Source organism: Enterococcus sp. DIV1059_2 (genome assembly GCF_051713685.1).
Taxonomy (GTDB): Bacteria; Bacillota; Bacilli; order Lactobacillales; family Enterococcaceae; genus Enterococcus_D; species Enterococcus_D casseliflavus.
Genome location: NZ_JBIOQK010000001.1, coordinates 3593660 through 3612130, shown reverse-complemented (window position 1 = coordinate 3612130; position 18471 = coordinate 3593660). Strand labels below are relative to the sequence as shown.

Annotated in this window: 16 protein-coding genes; 10 read left to right on the top strand and 6 right to left on the bottom strand. The window is 37.9% G+C overall.

The window, feature by feature from the left end:
- Nucleotides 1-165: 165 nt before the first annotated feature.
- Complete coding sequence (locus IGI72_RS17160) at nucleotides 166-3558, top strand: bacterial Ig-like domain-containing protein (RefSeq protein WP_438754918.1); 3393 nt, start codon at nucleotides 166-168, stop codon at nucleotides 3556-3558.
- A gap of 350 nt (nucleotides 3559-3908) precedes the next feature.
- On the opposite strand, the gene IGI72_RS17155 is transcribed toward IGI72_RS17160, so the two are convergent.
- Nucleotides 3909-5393 (bottom strand): helix-turn-helix domain-containing protein, encoded by a 1485-nt coding sequence (locus IGI72_RS17155; RefSeq protein ID WP_438754916.1) that lies wholly within the window; start codon nucleotides 5391-5393, stop codon nucleotides 3909-3911.
- 413 nt (nucleotides 5394-5806) lie between these two features.
- On the opposite strand from IGI72_RS17155, the gene IGI72_RS17150 reads away from it, so the two are divergent.
- The gene (locus IGI72_RS17150) at nucleotides 5807-8227 is read left to right on the top strand and encodes a bacterial Ig-like domain-containing protein (RefSeq protein WP_438754914.1); all 2421 of its coding nucleotides are present in this window, start codon (nucleotides 5807-5809) and stop codon (nucleotides 8225-8227) included.
- A gap of 782 nt (nucleotides 8228-9009) precedes the next feature.
- Here IGI72_RS17150 and IGI72_RS17145 read toward each other — a convergent pair.
- Nucleotides 9010-10824 (bottom strand): alpha/beta fold hydrolase, encoded by a 1815-nt coding sequence (locus tag IGI72_RS17145; RefSeq protein WP_438754912.1) that lies wholly within the window; start codon nucleotides 10822-10824, stop codon nucleotides 9010-9012.
- 55 nt (nucleotides 10825-10879) lie between these two features.
- Nucleotides 10880-11464, bottom strand: coding sequence for a TetR/AcrR family transcriptional regulator (locus tag IGI72_RS17140; RefSeq protein WP_438754910.1), 585 nt, complete (start codon nucleotides 11462-11464; stop codon nucleotides 10880-10882).
- A gap of 176 nt (nucleotides 11465-11640) precedes the next feature.
- Here IGI72_RS17140 and IGI72_RS17135 point away from each other — a divergent pair, with 176 nt between their 5' ends.
- The 7 genes from IGI72_RS17135 (at nucleotide 11641) to IGI72_RS17105 (ending at nucleotide 14881) form a co-directional block, all read left to right on the top strand.
- Entirely contained in the window at nucleotides 11641-11889 is a 249-nt protein-coding gene (locus IGI72_RS17135) for a hypothetical protein (protein ID WP_015510558.1), read from the top strand.
- Between the two features lie 135 nt (nucleotides 11890-12024).
- A complete protein-coding gene (locus IGI72_RS17130; RefSeq protein ID WP_016608520.1) occupies nucleotides 12025-12309 on the top strand; it encodes a hypothetical protein in 285 nt (94 codons plus the stop codon).
- A 116-nt stretch (nucleotides 12310-12425) separates the two neighbouring features.
- Complete coding sequence (locus IGI72_RS17125; RefSeq protein ID WP_005230536.1) at nucleotides 12426-12797, top strand: hypothetical protein; 372 nt, start codon at nucleotides 12426-12428, stop codon at nucleotides 12795-12797.
- A 31-nt stretch (nucleotides 12798-12828) separates the two neighbouring features.
- Nucleotides 12829-13086, top strand: coding sequence for a hypothetical protein (locus tag IGI72_RS17120; RefSeq protein WP_230319184.1), 258 nt, complete (start codon nucleotides 12829-12831; stop codon nucleotides 13084-13086).
- Between the two features lie 354 nt (nucleotides 13087-13440).
- Nucleotides 13441-13791: a winged helix-turn-helix transcriptional regulator gene (locus IGI72_RS17115; RefSeq protein ID WP_015510556.1), complete on the top strand. Its 351-nt coding sequence runs from the start codon at nucleotides 13441-13443 to the stop codon at nucleotides 13789-13791.
- Nucleotides 13792-13936: 145 nt separating this feature from the next.
- Nucleotides 13937-14365, top strand: coding sequence for an alcohol dehydrogenase catalytic domain-containing protein (locus IGI72_RS17110; protein ID WP_438754907.1), 429 nt, complete (start codon nucleotides 13937-13939; stop codon nucleotides 14363-14365).
- Nucleotides 14366-14386: 21 nt separating this feature from the next.
- Nucleotides 14387-14881: a zinc-binding dehydrogenase gene (locus IGI72_RS17105; protein WP_438755121.1), complete on the top strand. Its 495-nt coding sequence runs from the start codon at nucleotides 14387-14389 to the stop codon at nucleotides 14879-14881.
- A gap of 266 nt (nucleotides 14882-15147) precedes the next feature.
- Here IGI72_RS17105 and IGI72_RS17100 read toward each other — a convergent pair whose 3' ends face one another.
- Both IGI72_RS17100 and IGI72_RS17095 read right to left on the bottom strand, forming a co-directional pair.
- A complete protein-coding gene (locus tag IGI72_RS17100) occupies nucleotides 15148-16014 on the bottom strand; it encodes an aldo/keto reductase (protein WP_438754905.1) in 867 nt (288 codons plus the stop codon).
- A gap of 75 nt (nucleotides 16015-16089) precedes the next feature.
- Nucleotides 16090-16509 carry a MerR family transcriptional regulator gene (locus tag IGI72_RS17095; protein WP_438754903.1) on the bottom strand — a complete coding sequence of 140 codons (420 nt, stop codon included), beginning with the start codon at nucleotides 16507-16509 and terminating at the stop codon, nucleotides 16090-16092.
- A 405-nt stretch (nucleotides 16510-16914) separates the two neighbouring features.
- Between IGI72_RS17095 and IGI72_RS17090 the strand changes: the two genes are divergently transcribed.
- Nucleotides 16915-17367: a GNAT family N-acetyltransferase gene (locus tag IGI72_RS17090; protein WP_438754901.1), complete on the top strand. Its 453-nt coding sequence runs from the start codon at nucleotides 16915-16917 to the stop codon at nucleotides 17365-17367.
- 611 nt (nucleotides 17368-17978) lie between these two features.
- Here the strand turns inward: IGI72_RS17090 and IGI72_RS17085 are convergent.
- Nucleotides 17979-18407, bottom strand: coding sequence for a hypothetical protein (locus IGI72_RS17085; RefSeq protein ID WP_438754899.1), 429 nt, complete (start codon nucleotides 18405-18407; stop codon nucleotides 17979-17981).
- Nucleotides 18408-18471: the final 64 nt, after the last annotated feature.

Here is an 18471-nt window from a genome sequence, read left to right as displayed (position 1 = left end):
AATGCTTTTCCTTACTGCTTTATTTTGTATGAATAGTGGCATGGAAATTTTTTCTATAGGTAAATGGCTCATTTGGTGGATCAAAGGTAAAAAAGAAAGGCAGAGGTAAAGATGAAAAAAGGGTTTGTATCACTTTTTAGTGTGCTGTTATTAGTAGCTCCGTCTATGATAAATTCATACCAAGTAGCAGCGGATGTGATTGAAACTGAAAAAAATCAGAATCAAGAAATTACTACTAATAATAAAGCGACTACTGAAGATACTGGAAAAGAAACAATTGAAAGCAGCTTTTCGGAAAAAGACAATGATGGTGTAGAAAGTACGTCTGTCAATGAAACCAATGTTAGCGAAACGGATACCGCGGAGGAAGATTCCTCGAAAGAAAGCCGCAATGGGGAAGCTACCTCTGAGCAGACAAAAACCACGGAAAGCCAGACGATTTCGAGTTCGCCACAAGCAAATAACAGCAACCCTTCATCAGCGAACGAAGTGGATCAAGTGATACAAGATGCAGCAATTCCAGATATAGCTTCAGGAACCGCAGGGACTTCTCCTTGGCGGATTGATTCTAACGGTGTTTTACATATTGGTGCAGGACAGCTGGAAGATAATGTAATGAATCTCTGGGGTGGGTATTTAGAGACGATCAAAGAAATAGTCTTTGAAGGAAATGTTATAGCTGGATTAAGCTTACGAAGTTTTTTTGATGGAATGATAAACTTAACGGCTATTCAAAATTTGGATAGACTAGATACTTCTAATGTCAGAGATATGTATAGGATGTTTATTAATACTCATAGCCTTTCGTCCGTGGATGTTTCAAATTTTGACACGAGGCAAGTTCAAGATATGAGCGAAATGTTTTATGGCACCGGGATTGAAGCATTAGATTTATCCAGTTTTGATACGAGTCAAGTAACCAACATGAATGGGATGTTTTTCTTATCAAACTTAAAGCAAGTCAATCTTGCAAATTTTGATACAAGTCAAGTCGTAGATATGGGGAGTATGTTTTCACGGGCAAATTTTACATCTATAGATGTTTCTAGCTTTGAAACAAGTCAAGTCACGAATATGGCTTCAATGTTTGATCGTGCTGGGGAAGTTTCCTCTTTAGATCTCTCCAACTTTGACACGAGTAAGGTCAGAGATATGAGATATATGTTCAATGGCTTAGCAGAATTGGCATCGCTTGATGTAAGTTCTTTCGATACTGCACAGGTTCAAAACATGGCGAGTATGTTTACTGGTACTCAATCTTTAACAAACATCAACTTGTCAAGTTTTGACACCAGTCTTGTAAAAAATATGGACAATATGTTTGAAGGTATAGGTGTTTCTTCATTAGATGTTTCAAGCTTTGACACAAGCCAAGTGACCAGCATGACTGCCATGTTTAGAAATGCGGCAAGCATCACTGATTTAGATCTTTCAAATTTTAAAACCTCAAATGTGATAGGATTTTCTTTAATGTTTGCTGGAATGACGAACTTAGTATCATTAGATTTATCAAGCTTTGATACTAGCAAGGAATTTGGATATCTTAGCGCTATGTTTGACGGAGCAACGATGCTGAAACAGCTTAAATTAGGAACCAATATAAAAAAATTATATCCAGTTGCAGCACTTCCAGCCATTCCTGTAAGTAATATGTATACAGGCTATTGGCAAAATGTTGGTTCTGGAACAGTCGATAATCCCAAAGGAACCACTATATTGACAAGTGCAGATTTGTTACGTACTTATGCTGGAGGAACGATGGCGGATACGTATGTTTGGCAAAAACAAGCTTCTGCTTCGATTCAAGTCCATGATTCAACCATTTATACGGGAGATAGCTGGCACGCAGAAGATAACTTTGATAGTGCATTAGATAAAGATGGCAATCCAGTAGCTTTCCAAGATGTAACGGTAGAAGGCAGCGTAGATACTAACACTCCAGGGACATATCAAGTGAATTATCGCTATGATGGCGTGACTAGTACGGCCACGATTACGGTCAAAGCGAATCAAACTGCAGTCAATGTCCATGATTCAACGATCTACGTGGGGGATAACTGGGAAGCAGAAGATAATTTCGATAGTGCATTAGATAAAGATGGTAATTCAGTAGATTTCCAAGATCTAACGGTTGATACGAGTCAAGCTGATACGAGTAAAGCAGGTAGCTTTGAAGTTACCTATACGTATGATGGTGTAACCAGTAAAGCGATTGTTACAGTCAAAGAAAAACAAACCGCGGTGAACGTCCATGATTCAACGATCTACGTGGGAGATAACTGGGAAGCGAAAGATAATTTCGATAGCGCGTTAGACATGGATGGTAATTCAGTAGATTTCCAAGATCTGACGGTTGATGCGAGTCAAGCAGATACAAGTAAAGCAGGAACTTTCGAAGTTACCTATACGTATGATGGTGTAACGAGTATAGCGACTGTTACGGTCAAAGAAAAACAAACCGCAGTGAACGTCCATGATTCAACGATCTACGTGGGAGATAACTGGGAAGCGAAAGACAATTTCGATAGTGCATTAGACAAAGATGGCAATTCAATAGATTTCCAAGATCTGACGGTTGATGCGGGTAAAGCCGATACAAGTAAAGCGGGAACTTTCGAAGTTACCTATACGTATGATGGTGTAACGAGTACAGCGATTGTTACGGTTAAAGAAAAAATGACAGCCGTCAATGTCCATGATTCTACGATTTACGTAGGAGATAACTGGCAAGCAGAAGATAATTTTGATAGTGCGTTAGATAAAGATGGCAACGACGTTGCACTTTCAGATCTGACGGTCGATGCGAGTGAAGCCGACACGAGTAAAGCAGGCAGTTTTGACGTCATCTATACGTATGATGGTGTAACGAGTACAGCGACTATCACGGTCAAAGAGAAAATGACAGCCGTCAATGTTCACGATTCTACGATCTATGTGGGAGATAACTGGGAAGCGAAAGATAATTTCGATAGCGCGTTAGACAAGGATGGTAATTCAGTAGATTTCCAAGATCTGATTGTCGATGCTAGTAAAGCCGACACGAGTAAAGCAGGCAGCTTTGAAGTTACCTATACGTATGATGGTGTAACGAGTATAGCAACTGTTACAGTCAAAGAAAAAATGACAGCCGTCAATGTCCACGATTCCACGATCTATGTGGGAGATAACTGGGAAGCGAAAGATAATTTCGATGGTGCGTTAGATAAAGATGGTAACGACGTCGCATTTTCTGCCCTGACAGTAGATACAAGTCAAGTTGATCCGAGCAAAGCAGGTAGTTACAAAGTAATGTATACTTACGATGGGATTACAGTAACGGCCACCATCACAGTAAAAGAAAAACCTAGCCAAGAAGAACCTGCAGATGATTCAGAGCATACATCACAAGAACAAGAGAAAGAGAATCAGAAAAAGATAAACTCTGATAGTAAGAAACATGAAGCACTCCCAAAAACAAACGAAAGTAAATCAGTGGCTGAATTAGCAGCAGGTTTCATAATTGTGTTATTGGTAGGTGTAACTTTCTTTTGGAAAAAAAGAAAAGCGAATAAATCGTAACGATTAAATAAAGTACTTGGGATTCATTCCCAAGTACTTTATTTGTGCATTATAAATTTTTATCAGAACCAAAGGTATAAATGAACCCTGATAGTCGCAAGTTATTATTTATCGAAAATGATTGGCATAAGACTCTCATAATTTAGTATCAATTTTTTAAAGAGAGTATTGAAAAAATAGTACCAAGAAAACGACCAGTGTATGGGCATGGACTAAGCCGTTCTATGATAGATGTATCACTTCAATAGATAATTCATATGCTTTCTTGAAAAAGGAATTTCTTCCTAACAATGAATGAATAGATCGTATGTTGAGTGTTTGTTCCCGAGAAAAATGCACATCTATATCCTTTACAAACTGAATTTTTCCTTTTGGGTATGCTGTTTTTCCAAATAAACACGTTGAATCAGAAAAAGTAACTCAGCCCATCGTCCGTCATTTTCTATCGAGTTCAAATAAAACACTTTTTTCTTAGGATCGGATCGTACTAATGTATCAGTAACGACGATATCGGCTATCTCGTAATTATCGGTAATATTGATGTGTTCTTTATTAAAGAAGTTCATAAGACTATTTTCAATATAAAAACTGGCGGAATAGTCTTTTACTAGTTGTAAGTATATTGTAACTTCTGTCTTTATATTAGCGGTGTGGAGCGTATAGAGCAGACTTGATAAATATTTGGTGTGTTTTTCATCTTTGGTGTAGATAGAAACAGTTTTTTTTATGACATTCATATAGTCATTTTGAACATTTGATCGAAAAGATAAGGGTGGAATAAATAGTTGGGCGAAGCAGTCAATCGTATCTCCTATCAAAAAATAAAAAGCGTTGAATAAGGTTAAATAGTAGAGAACAAGATGCCTGTTCTGATCAGAGAGTTTGTCGTTTATTAGAACAGAACTAGCTGCCAAAACGTCGCGAGAGAACGTGCAATAAGAATGATCTGATTCGAAAAAAGTTTTTCCTAGTTTTATCTTTTCTTCTATAGGGATAATGTCTGAAATAAAAAGATGGGAAAGAAAATTAAAATAGAGAATCTCGTTATTTTTCGTACTATCATCAAGGGATCCGAAGCTGTTTTTTTGAAAGATTACTGCTGCATCAAAACTTTCAAAAATAATTGTAAACAAAGTTCGAGTCAATAAGGATTCTGGTTGAACCAAACGATGATTACTATGGATTCTTGTTTGCAAAACAGCATATAAAATATAAAGTGATCTATTTTTTGTAAAAGAACGTTTGTAAGATTCTTCCAGTATTTCTTCGGGAACTGATGCGCGAATACTGTGAAGGGAGATATCTTGAAATGGCCACTCTAAATCATGAAAAGAATCTTGCAAGTATAGATAAGAGAACAAGCGAATATTCATTTCATCGCCAACTAAAGTATAGTAGCCTTCCCTAACTGTAATGCGGAAATCAAAACCTGAGAAAAACTCATTTAATTTTTGGGTTAGTATGTTCAGATAGCTGGGGGAAATAAAGAGTTCATTTAATATATGATCTTTATGCAGTGCGCTTCGAGTAAGCAACAAAACGGTATAATTAAAAGCTGCATTGTTTTTTAATAGGTGCAATTTCAGAGAGTAGGCGGAAGAGACTGAATGTTCTTTAAATTCAGAGTTGATTTTTATCGTCCCAGAGTTTTTTATGAGAATAAAACTGCTGATGCTATGAAATTCCTCAAAATGCTTGTTGATGATGGTTAAGGTATCACGTACTTTTCGAGGAGTGATCTGCAGGCTTTCGGCAATTTCTTTTGTGGTTGTTTGTTCTTTGTTTATGATAAAAAATAAAACAGATATTTCCCTTCTTAAGTAATCAGGTATCACATAATCCTCCCCTTTTCTCCAACACAATTTCCGTACATTGGTATACCAGAATTGTAGATAGCGAGCGCTTTTTCTGTGTGCTATCATACCACCATGATTTAAAAAACGCAAAATAATCTAACGTTTTTTTATTGCTAATAAATTTATTAATTACAAATAAATGTTGTGCGAAAATAATTTTCATTAATAAATTGAATATGTGATAAATGTAAGAAAGAAAGGCAGCGCTAAAAATGAAAAAAAGATTAGTAATACTTTTTAGTATGTTTATATTGACAATCCCTTCTGTGATAAATTCCAGCCAAGTCGTAGCTGATGTTATTGAAAATCGGCTAACACAAAATGAAGAAAATCTTACTCCAAATGAAACAAGCATTGATGATAGTGGAGAAAAAACTTGTGAAAGCAATACAATGAGTAAAGAGACCGTTGTTAGCACTAATACTTTAAAAAGTGGATCGCAGACCGATGGGGCTGATTTTGTCAGTGAAACCGTTGCAACTAAGGAGAGCGTTGAACACACTGAACCAACGGAAAGTAAGACAGTTTCGAGTGACCAAAAATTAAGTAGTAAGGAGGGGGGCAATGACAAGGAGAAGCAAGCAAATAGTTCCGCTGTTGGCGACATAGCTACAGGAACAAATGGAACGAGTGCTTGGGTAATTGATGAAAATGGGATTTTACATATTTACTCAGGGAAGCTTCCTGAATTTCCAGCGGGAGGTGATAAGCCATCGTGGTTTGACTACGGACAGTCAATTAAAAAAGTTGTGTTGGAGGGAGAGGTGATTGCAGGCACTCACCTTGACTATTTTTTTGCGTACCTTACAAATGTAACTCAAATTGATAATTTAAATTTCTTGAATACGAATGCCACAACAACTATGATAGGTACTTTTCAACATCTGCCTGCACTTAAACAAATAGACGTATCCGGTCTTAATACGGCTAGTTTAGTTTCAATGGATTCTATGTTTTTTGGTTCAAGTGCACTTACGACTTTAGATATTTCAAGTTGGGATATGTCTAATATTGATACGTGGAAGTATGACACTAGCGCATTTCCTCCTAACTTGAATTATATAACTTTAGGTAAAAAAACAGTACTTGGCGGCTATTATTTAAATGCGCCACCGAATGACGGAGTTTACGGTGGTGTTTGGATAAATGTTGAAACTAAAGCTAGGTATGATAGAGAAAAACTAACTAAAACCTATGATGGTGATACGATGGCTGGCGACTATATGTGGGCGAAAGTTCCTAAATTAAATGTAAGGAACATTACCTTATATACAGGGGAAAGCTGGAACCCACAAGATGGTTTTATTTCTGCCTCAGACGATTTGGGAGATGAACTATATTCTCTGACTAATGATATTAAGATTCTTGGTGATCAAGTAGACTTAAGTTACCCAGGCGTTTATGAAGTAGAATATCGGTACTATTATAATAGTGCCAATACTACTAATTCTGTCAGCGGTATCTCTAAAGTGACAGTAAAAGATAATAAAACGACAGTCAATGTTCATGATTCCACGATCTATGCAGGAGATAGCTGGCAAGCTGAGGACAACTTTGATAGTGCATTAGACAAAGAGGGCAATCCGTTATATTTCCAAGACCTTGTGGTTGATGAGAGTAACGCCGATACGAGTAAAGCAGGAACCTTTGAAGTCAAGTACACGTATGATGGTGTAACCAGCATAGCAACCGTGACAGTCAAAGAAAAACAAACAACAGTCAATGTTCATGATTCCACGATCTATGTGGGGGATAACTGGCAAGCAGAAGATAATTTCGATAGTGCGTTGGATAAAGATGGCAACGATGTTGATTTTTCAGCTTTAACTGTCGATGCTAGTAAAGCCGACACGAGTAAGGTAGGTAGCTTCGAAGTTGCCTATACGTACGACGGTATAACCAGTACAGCGATCATTACGGTCAAAGAAAAAATGACAGCCGTCAATGTCCATGACTCAACGATCTACGTGGGGGATAACTGGCAAGCAGAAGATAACTTCGATAGTGCGTTGGATAAAGATGGTAATCCGATAGATTTCCAAGAACTGACGGTCGATGCTAGTAAAGCCGATACAAGTAAAGCAGGAACTTTCGAAGTTACCTACACGTATGATGGTATAACCAGTACAGCGATTATTACGGTCAAAGAAAAAATGACAGCCGTCAATGTCCATGATTCAACGATCTACGTGGGGGATAGCTGGCAAGCAGAAGATAATTTCGATAGTGCGTTAGACAAAGATGGCAACAATGTTGATTTTTCAGCTCTAACGGTCGATGCTAGTAAAGCAGATATGGGTAAAGAAGGAACCTTCGAAGTTACCTATACGTATGATGGTGTAACGAGTACAGCGATCATTACGGTTAAAGAGAAAATGACAGCCATCAATGTCCATGACTCTACGATTTATGTGGGAGATAAATGGACGGCAAAAGAAAATTTTGACAATGCATTAGACAAAGCAGGAAAGAAAGTCGTGTACGAAGACTTGACAGTAGACGCCAGTCAAGTTGATCCGAGCAAAGCCGGTAGCTATGAAGTATCGTATAGTTATGATGGAATTACGATAACGTCTACAGTCACAGTAAAAGAAAAACCTAGCCAAGAAAAACCTGCAGATGATTCAACGCATGCGACACCAGAACAAGAGAAAGAGAATCAGAAAAAAACAACTCCTGATAGTAAGAAACAGGTAACACTTCCTAAAACAAATGAAAATAAATCAGTAGTTGAATTAGTAGCAGGTGTCATAATTGTGCTTCTAACAGGTGTAATTTTCTTTTGGAAAAAAAGAAAAGCGAATAAAGCGTAATGGCTAAAAAATAAAGTATGCGGGATTTATTTCCGGGTACTTTATTTTATTTGAAAAAGACTTCAGTCAAGTTTTTCTTTTTTGCTAGGTGAGAGATAGAAATCTTCACAGAGGCCATGTAGATTACACAAAATCAACTCCCGAGTAACAGAATATGGATGATGAATCTATTAAATTTACTGTTCAGAAATGACTTTTACGAATTTCTTTATGCAATTTTTGCAAATCATCCGATACAGTGTAAGGGACTATAATACCCTGTATTTTGTTACATTTCTTGTATAATTTATTTGTTTTATTATTCTCTCTAACATAGAAAGAAGCTAATCAAAGAATCGTTTCTTATAATTAGCTTCTTTTTTACTACTTAGCTATTGTGGAGAGATACCATTTTATTTACTTATTCCTAGATAGTTTTCTTATCTTAACTTTTTGTTTATCCGATTTTCTTATAACGATAACCAAGAGTCTTTTTAGCAAAATATCAATTTTGACTCCGATACTATTTTCATCAAAAATAGTATAGTAGGCTCCTGATAGAATCGTTTCTTCTGGAAAGCTAACAATTGGAATCTGGATACCCGTGCCGCCAGGAGAGCTATGGATAGATTTTTAGTGGAAATTTATTTCACAGAGAATCATATCTTCTTACATGAAGGATGGTAAGAAGGTACTGACACCATTCTCATCAAAGAGAGGGTCACCTTTCAATTACTAATTATATTAAGTAGGAATTTTCGTAAGTAGATTAGCGTTCTTGAGAAAATTATATCTCCCTAAAATCAACCTTTGATCAACTCTACCAGCACATCAGCTGTTTCCTGTGGGTGGCTGATTGGAAAATGATGACCCAATGGCAGATCGACTATTTTAGTCGTTTCTCTTGGCGGTAAATAGCTTTTATCCTCGGTTCCCCATATGATCGGAATTGAAGGGTCTATTCTTTGGTGAAGGGTCATTTCTTTTAACAACTGATTTAGTTGAAGTGTTGTGTTGACTATCCGTGAAGAACGAACACTCTTCTTCACTCTTTTTAAATATTCACTAGAAGAGACTGCTTCGTCTATCAGCAGTCCTTTTTTTGTAAAATAGGCGAGTAGTTGTCGTTCAGAGGCATGCTTTAAAGCTAGTTTACTGAGCCATGTTGCAGGGACCGAATCGGTTTTGTGGACAGGTGGTTGTAAAAGAATCAGTTGATCGTTCTCTGAAAAGAAGCGCTGTTCAGCGGCTGTTAGTAACAAGGCAGCACCAAAAGAATGGCCGATAAAGGCAGAGCCATCAGGCAGGATATTCTTTAGTGAGCGTATCAACTCAAGATATGGTGTCAACAGCTGTTGCTTTTTAATAAACGGAGATCTTCCGAATCCTGGTAAGTCTGCAATGATAATTTTTCTGCCTGTTTGTTTATTCAATGCTAGTCCCAGTTGAAAGAGATCGGTGCCATCGCTAAATAAGCCATGCAAAAGCACGAGAGGAGTAGCAGAGCCCTCCAATTGATAGACCGTCGCTTCGTTGACAGCTATGCGTGTGTAGGGTGTTAGGCTTTCTTCCCCATAGGTCAAGCGAAAATCAATGTCAGCTACTGCTAATGGGATGTTTGATGCTGCTATTTTTTTTATCAGTTCCGGTTCAAAATCGCGTTTTGTCAGCCGGTTGTCAAACGTTCTATTGGTCAAAAAGTTTAAACTGTTTTCAGGAATACCCGTTAGTTTGCTTCCGCCAGCTGCCATAACGAACTTGAGTAAACCAAAAGGAACAGTCAGCCGAGGTTTGTTTCGATTAAGACTTTCAGAAATCAGTCCCATCAGTTGAACGATCTCTTTATCGGCGTGTTTATCGGCAACAAGGGGATACGTCATTTCGTCTTTTGTCTCATTGAATATGGTTTTGACAATAAATTGAGCGAGTACATTTTTATTGATCAACGGCAGTCGATAGTCGGTTCCTCCGGGGATAACAGGTAAGGCTCCACTTCGGATTATTTTTATAAATAAGCCAAAGCCTTCGAGTTGTTCGGTGCTGCCGGTTTGCTCATCACCGATGACGGTTGGCGGATTGATTACTGCTAAAGGAATATGGTGCTTTTTCGCTTCTTGTCGAATATAAATATCAGATAAAAACTTCATCTGCTCATAAGGCGGGGTTCCAAGTAACGCTGGATGCACCTCTTTGAACACATCCGTCGTTTCCCAGACAGAAGAATCATCCGTGAATGGGCTCATGTACCCAGCTACGTGGATGATCTTTTTCAATTTGTTTCTCTTGTTGATTTCTGTTGTAAGGGTCATGAGGTTTTTGCTGCCTTCTAAAAAGGAGTTCTTCGCGGCTGCTTCTGATAAAGTGATATCCATCGGACCGCCGCAGTGAAGAATCATGTTGCAGTGCATTGCTCGTTCGTGGTCGATCGCATTTAGGCCTAAGTTTTCTTTTGTTAAATCGCCTGTTACCAACGCTATTTTTTCAGGGGCTAATGCTTGTAATGGTCTTGCTTTCGCTGGATTTCTGACAAGTAATGTTAAGAAAACATCTTCCCTTGCGAGTTGTTTGACGATTTCTTTGCCAATAAACCCAGTTGCCCCGATAATTAAAATATTCATTATTTTCTCCTTCTTTAGAACTGTTTAGTCCTAATTTTATATAAAAAAATTACTCTTAAACGAGTAATTTAAATAAATTTTTGGCTGTAGTAGTGAGATACTGACTCTCTTTTTTTACTTCTGCTAAAAAGAGTGCCCCTTCAAGGTTATTCACAAAAATCTCCGCCGTTTCTTTGACGTTGATGTCTTCACGAAATGCTTTAGTATTTATTCCTTCTTGAATCAATCCCTCGCAGATACGCGTTAAATAATCAAAAAAATGATTGATTTTTTCTTGGACCTGCCGATCATTTTTCGGCGCTTGCATAATGAAAGTAATGAAGGGACAGCTGCCTTGATAGTCCCGCTCTTCAATTTCTTCAACCAAACTTTGTAGAAAGGTCAGCATTTTTTCTTCCAAAGTTAGATTAGTCTGTTTCAAAATGTCTGCTAGTTTTTCTCGGTATACAGTGATCCAAAAATCAATCACTGCTAGTAATAATTCCTCCTTACTTGAGAAATGGTAATAGACATTTGATTTTGACACACCGCTTTGTTGCACGACCTCATCCATACTGGTATACGTGTAGCCGACTTTGAGAAAAAGACTGGCGGCTGTTTCAATCACTCGGTTTTTATTTGAATGTTTATAATTTGTCATAATAGAACTATATAGTACTAATTGAATCTTGTCAATTTTTTGTTGACCGATTGATTCATTTTCTTTTTATTGTTGTAAAATTAATGTTAAAAAATAATTTAAGGTTCTTTTTTTAATGATTGGTATGTATAATAAGAACATGCAGTAAGAAAGTGTATGCTGAAAAGAGGACTCTTATGAAAAAATTTGCAATTGGCTGTTTTGGAATCAGCCTTTTTATGACGATCGTTGGCCTTTTTTTACAGACGATTTTGATCCCTATTCAAGATTTTGACACAATCAGCAAAGAAGAACTTAAGAATATCCAACTTGATCTTGCTATTAATTATCCATTAGGAACTGGTATGCTCTATGTCGGGCTTCCTTTGTTAGTATGCTCGAGTGGTTATTTGGTTTTTTGTTATTTTAGAGATAGGAAGAACTGAAGCTTATCTTGAAAAAAATGCTTAAGAGGAACGCAATATAATATGATGTACGTTTGTATTTAAATGAAAAGGTAAATATTGTTTGTTTGGATCTGTAATGTTTGAGGAAATACTAACTAATTAAGGAAGTGCTTTATGAAAATAAATGATGTTTTGCATAGACGCCAGTATACGATTAATTTATCTTCTAATACTCCACCGCTTGATTTAGCTTCTTTAAGTAATATGGGGGTCTGGAGTAATCCAAAAGAGAAACATTATATATTGACTTTGACACACAATGACGATCCCATTAACGATTCTTCTATGTTTGAGAAAATTTTTAAGGAGCGTACTGGATTACAGTCAAAAGATTTTATATATGAAGCAAAACATGGACCGATGACCCTACAACGTGCTGTTGATTCGACTTGGTTTTGAAAATATAGAGTTTTTTGAATAGATGCAATAGCACAATGCATGAAATCATGGTATTGAGATTATTTTGAAGGAATTGAAAATAATGAATTTTTTTAGGGAAGCAGGTCTGAATAGCTATGAACAATCACGAAAAGAATCGAAAACAACATTCAATTAGCAATCTATCTAGTAATTCCTTTAACGTAATGAATACAAAATCTGATCCTTCACAAACTGGATCACCAATACCTTTTCAAAATGGCGACTTTTCATCAGTTGATCGAAACATTCATTCTTCAAAAACAGTCGCTGAAATGCTTTGTTTCTATTTAGCAGGTAGTATTATTGCGGCAATTGGGTGTTATTTGTATATTAAGCTGCCCTTATTTGCTAATTTACTGGAGAATACGATTTTATCTTTTGCTATTACTTTTGGGATTATCATCCTAAGCTTTGTTTTGTCTCATTTTATAACGAAAGTACTTACTGCTCATATCAGAAATAAATGACCAATATGAAATGAATTGTGAGGATAAATAGATGTATTCAAATTACCAGAAGCTGCCGCACTATTTAAAAAAGTGGTATGCATTATTTTATATTTTACCATTGATGCTTCTCTTATTTGTTAATGCCCTGACAGCTTGGTTATCTTTTCCCATAAACATAGGATTTCTATTGATTCTTTATGGAGTAAGTTGTTTGATTGCTACCAAGGCGTCTCAAGGTAAAAAAGAATGGTTTGTTCTAGATGGCATCACTTTTTGGATTGCCTTGATCACTCTTTCTATCATTTAATTGAAATAAAGGGGTAGCCTTTGATGCAGAGATAATAGTGGAGAACCGATTATTGCGCATGTCGTCTCTTCTTTCGTTGTGATGGTAGCAACCATCTTGATCTAAAAATTACTGTGCAGTGGCTGTCTATAAGCGTAAAGGAATTGAGGATGGCTTGGTTGTACGCCTAGAAGCTCTAAAATTAGGTTGATTGAAGCCGATTTGAGAGTTCAGATAAGCGTTACGGGCTTGCTATTTTTTGCAGTCGTTATATACTGATGTCTATACTTCATGTTTTCGTATGTCGTCATCATTTCGGTAGTATTGCTGATATGAAAGACCGCAGCAAAAGTGAGCGAATAGGAGGAAGTAGTGATGCAGCAAACAGAAGAAACTGAATTATTTGTAGAATGCCCAGTGGCTAGCGTCCAGAAGGTCGTACGCGGCAAGTGGTCCATGGTCATCTTGTCCTTTTTACGGCACAAAACGCTTCGTTTCGGTGCGCTTAGTCGTAAAATGCCCATGGTGACCCAAGCAAATTTGACAAAGGAATTGCGCATGCTTGAAAGCTATGGCCTCATTCATCGTGAAGTCTATCCGCAAGTGCCGCCAAAAGTTGAATACTCACTGACCGAAATGGGGCATAAATTCATGCCAGTTTTGGATGCCTTAGAAACATTTGCTTCTACCTATGAGTCAGAAAACGAAAAAGTAGTCAATCCTTGAAGCGTTCAAGGATTTTTTTTGTGCCTGAAATCCGTATGATTACACAAATCTATTGAAAACGATAGTACCTATCAAAAAATATGGTACTTTTTATTATTGAGGGAACAGGTCATAATGAAATCATCTGAAGAAAGAAGGTTTTTTTATGAAAAAAATGATACTGAATCAATATGGCTCTGTAGATGTTATGCAAATGGTTGAAGCTGCTATCCCTGAGCCGGCTGCTAAACAAATTGTGATCAAAACCGCAGCGATCGGCGTGAATGATCCTGATATTGTTATTCGTGCGAATGGACCATTTCCAACGATGCCAAAAGAATTGAAACCTGTGCTTCCACACTCTTTGGGACAAGACTTTTCTGGTATCGTAACAGCTGTCGGAGATGATGTGACCCGCTTTTCAGTAGGTGATCATGTGGTTGGGATGGCGTTTATGAGTACATATTCTGAATACATTTTGTTAGACGAGTCAGCAGTTGTTGCTGCTGTACCGAAGGAGCTGGACTTGGTGCCGTTAGGTGGATTTTTCCTTGGCGTGGCCACAGCTTATGGTGCAACCATTCGTGATGGTTAAGCAAAAGCTGGACAAAAAGTACTGATCCATGGCGGTGCTGGCGGTGTCGGGTCTAAAGCTGTTCAGCTGGCAAAACATGCCGGAGCGTATGTCATAGCAACAGGTAGCGCTGAACAAGCTGACTATATGAAGGCACTAGGTGCGTATGAAACGATCGATTATCAGACAGAAGATTTCACAAAATTGGTTTCTGATGTCGATTTAGTGGTCAACTTGACTGGTCCTAAAACATTGGAGAACAGTTATCAAGTAATCAAAAAAGGCGGGCGCGTCACTTCTGTTAATGCGCCAATCAACCAAGAAGAAACGGAGCGTAGAGGAATTACTGGTATGTATTCTATGGGATTCATGTCTGTTGAAGAGCTAAAAGAAGTCATTGATCTTTATGCGCAAGGAAAACTTGATGTCCTTGTAGACAAGACATATCCCTTTGAATTAGAAGCAATCAAGCAAGCTCACCTTGATTTCGAAGCAGGCGGAAATACTGGCAAAAAGATCATTGTCTTTGATAAATAGGGAGTAGTAAATAGAAATCGTACAATAGAGATTTTAAGAGCGAGCGTAACAGAACGCTGTCCGTTGTTTAGCTACAAGCACAGTGCTCCAGAGAAATGAGTTTAATCGATGGATTCTTCAGTTACTTGATCAAGGCAGAATTTCCAAAAATTTTCTAAGAATTACCATGAAAAGAGACAAGATACGAATCAGTAAGAATCAATACAAGTCCGCTTCCTTTCGAAACGGAAGCGGACTTGTATTGGTTTCCTTCAATAAAAACCCTATTAGTTTTCAGTATCTAACATCCGATTCATAAACCATTCCACTTGTTGGGGGGCATCGTGGTCAAAGAATGCGGACTCTTTTTTATCTAAAGCGGCTATTTTTTCAACGTCTTCCTGGGAAAGCTCAAAGTCAAAAATAGCAATGTTTTCAGCCATCCGTTCTGGACGAACTGTTTTTGCTAAAGCGACGATCCCTCTTTGCATCAACCAGCGAAGCACAACTTGGCCAACCGTTTTGCCATATTGCTTGCCAATTTCTGCTAATGTCGGATTGGTAAATAGGTCATGGCGTCCTTCTGCAAAAGGTGCCCAAGCTTCAACTTGAACGTCGTATTTTTCATGCCATTCCTGATCTTCCACTCGTTGATTCCAAGGGTTCACTTCGATTTGATTGATTTGAGGTTTCACCTCATTCAAGCCGACAAACTCGATCATCTTAGCTGATTTGAAATTTGAAACGCCAATTGCACGTAATTTCCCTGTTTTTTGAGCAGCAACCATTGAGCGCCAAGCACCATAAATATCTCCATATGGTTGGTGAATAAGGTAGAGATCAAGATAAGACAATCCCATTGTTTCAAGCGAATGTTCAATCGTTTCTTTAGCTTTATCTTCGGAAGCTTGGAGAATAAATAATTTAGAGGTAACAAAAAGTTGTTCTCGAGTGACTAGACCTTCACTGATGGCACGCTTGATTCCCTCGCCGGTTTCTTTTTCATTTCCATAAATAGAAGCAGTGTCGATCAGGCGATACCCAGCTTTGATTGCTTGGTAAACAGCTTCAGCTGTTTCTTCCAAAGGAATTTGATAAACGCCAAATCCTAGTTGCGGCATGGTGACACCATTATTGAGTGTGATTGTTTGCATAGTGTTTCCTCCTCTAATTTTCATTACATGTTCTATCCTAAACCTTGGAGTTAGGTCTATAGCAAGTAAAAGATTTTATTTCTTTCGTTCCCATAATTTTTCCACTTTATCAGGAGTCATATTTCCTGCTTTGAATTTTGCGATATGCTCATCATACGTTTCTATCTTATAAATAAGCAGGTCTCGTACTTCCTGCATTTCTGCTAACTTTTTCTCTAATTCTTCGAGTTGATCGGATAAAATCTGTTTTTGGGCTTTTTCGACATTTTGACTTTCACGCACTTGTGCCAATTGGGCAAATTCAATTAGTGATTCGATCGACAATCCTGCATTTCGTAAATGTTTTACTAAATAGATCCAGTTTAGATCATTCGTTGTGTACACCCGATAGCCACTCTCATTGCGTTGAACAGGTGGGATCACACCGACTCGTTCATAATAGCGCAACGTGTCTACGCTCAAATCAAACATTTCCGCTGCTTTTTTTATATTCATCGTTGGTTCTCCTTATCTTTTTCTATAAGTAATCATAAACCCTAAAGTGGACTCTAGGGCAAGTGGTTTAAAATAGTTTATTTAAAAGAATATATTTTGTTCGTTATGGCGACTGGGAAGAAAAAGCTACAAGCATTTTTATTTCAACAGAATGATTTGAGCAATCATCAGTATTGAAAGCTTCTTTCTTAGTGTGTTTCAAAGCATATCATGCTCTCTTAGTATTCCGAAATACATGCATAGGTTATTGTTTTGCTATCTATATGAGCGAGGCATTTTTTTCCATAGATTTTAAATAAATCCATCTCATGGTATGATGATGATGAAAATTCTTAACTTGGATCAAGGAAACAATCGGTTCTTGTTATGAAAAACGAAAAAAAGCTGATGAGAGTGTGACTATTCATGAATATAAAAGAAGTAAGTAGTATGAATCAAAAGTTAGAACAACAATTAATTGAAGTTTGGGAGAGTTCTGTTAAGGCGACGCACACCTTTTTGTCAGAGTCTGAAATCCAAGCCATTAAGCAATACATTCCAGAGGCATTGCATCATGTGCCGCATTTGATTGTCGTAGAAAGTGAGCATGGAGAGCCAGCTGGTTTCATGGGGATCTCGGATCGAAATCTTGAAATGCTGTTTATAGCAAATGAACAAAGAGGCAAGGGCCTAGGAAAGAAACTCTTGGCATACGGGATGGAAAACTATGCTGTAAATGAACTGGGAGTAAATGAACAGAATCCTCAGGCGAAAGGATTTTATGAGCATATGGGATTTGAGGTATACAAAAGAAGCGAGTTAGACGAACAAGGAAATCCTTATCCGATTCTTTATATGAAGAAAGTTGCTAAAAAGTAGCTGTTTTTTTCATTCTTTGTTTTTGAGGATGGCTTGGCTGTATGCCTAGAAGCTCTAAAATTAGGTTGATTGAAGACGATTTTAGAAACAAGATAAGCGTCACAAGCTTTTTATTTTCAGCAGTCGTTATATATGACTGTCTATCATTCATCATTTTATAGGTCGTCATCATTTAGATTACGCTGGTAATGTGAAAGGCTGCTACCCAATCAAGTCAGCTTCATTTGCAATGCCTCCAAAAAACTTTCCAATTTGAATGAAAAGCTCACACAAAGCAGCCTCCGAAACTGTTTTTCGGGGGCTGCTTGGGATTTGGGGGGCTTAGCTAGCTAAGCAATGATTGATCACTAAAAAATGATCAAAACAGAATAGGCAATTTTTTGTTTTCAATCAAAAAAGTTTGATCGTTTTATCAAGCAGAGGATGGCACAAGTAAGTGGAAAGTAGGTAGTGGCTATTTTTTGTGTTCAGGATGGGGAAGTAGATTTGTCTAGGATACACGTGAGGATAAACGTTTGAGGATCATTTGTTTTTGACTTACCTATGTGCCATCACTGCGGAAACCCTGTGGATGAAGGCGTCATGTACGACACCAAATACTCGGATGAGAGCTAAGGACGGTTGATTGCCCGTGCCTGACACGCTTTTTCTAACCGCAAAGTCGTAAGGGCTGAAGAGCTGCAACGCTGAGTAAGTTGGCTGCCCCGTGCGGTTTTTGGTGTTTTTTGAACCCTACAAGCTGCTATTGCTGCTCGTCTATTCGTCGCAAGCTTGGAAGGCTTTCTCAGAAAATGCCCGTCAGCTGTCAGCACGTTGTCTTTTGCATCAGGAAGCATCAGCGTTCCAACAAATCTTGGTGACCCAGAAGGAAACCACTCATTTTTGGCAACTTTTATCCCAGAGATCGTTGCGCTAGAAGTAGGTCCGTCCGTACTTTCCAGAAAAAAGGCAGCTGAAAGTGGGCAGATACCAAACAAAAAGGCGGTTATGACGACCACAAGCGCTCTAAAAAAACTCAGTCCTTTCTTTTCAATGGTCATTGTTCTTATCTGCACTTCATGATAGCACCGAAACGCGAAGTATTTTTCGCGTTTTTTTGTTTTT